The sequence below is a fragment of the Gilvimarinus sp. 1_MG-2023 genome, assembly GCF_030548285.1.
The window spans coordinates 1-516 of sequence record NZ_JAUOSC010000084.1; the positions used below are offsets into that span (position 1 = coordinate 1).

A 516-nucleotide genomic window follows, 5' to 3' on the forward strand; every position below is an offset into this window, starting at 1 on the left:
GGATGGCCCGTGTCTGATCTGTGCTGACGGGCTGTTGGCGTATGGTCAGATTGCAGGCTGGCAACGGGGCGCCTTTTATGGCCCGATTGTGGCGATTACCGGCAGTGCAGGTAAAACCACGACCAAGCAGCTGATGGCGAAGGTGCTTGAGCAACAATTTATTACCTGGATGACACCGGGGAATCTGAATAACCACATTGGGGTGCCCAAAACCCTGCTGGCTTTGCAACCGGAGCATGAAGCGGCGGTGGTGGAGCTGGGTGCCAGTGGCCCAGGGGAGATTGATTACACGGCCTGTCTGGTCAAACCAACCATCGGCATCATCACTAACGCGGGTGCTGCTCATCTGGAAGGGTTTGGCTCTCTGGCCGGGGTGGTGCAAACCAAAGGCGAGTTGATTGATAGCGTCGATGTTAACGGCATCGTGGTGTTGAACGCCGATGATCCGGCATTTGCACCGTGGCAAACACGAGCGGGCAATAAACAGGTTGTCTCGTTTGGTTTATCGGCCAGCGC

1 protein-coding gene is annotated in these 516 nt (G+C 56.4%); it reads left to right on the forward strand.

Annotation, left to right across the window (positions count from 1 at the left end; translation table 11 throughout):
- Positions 1 to 516, forward strand: a 516-nt coding sequence (locus Q4563_RS15790) for a Mur ligase family protein (protein ID WP_303605143.1), incomplete at both ends; no start/stop codon positions are given.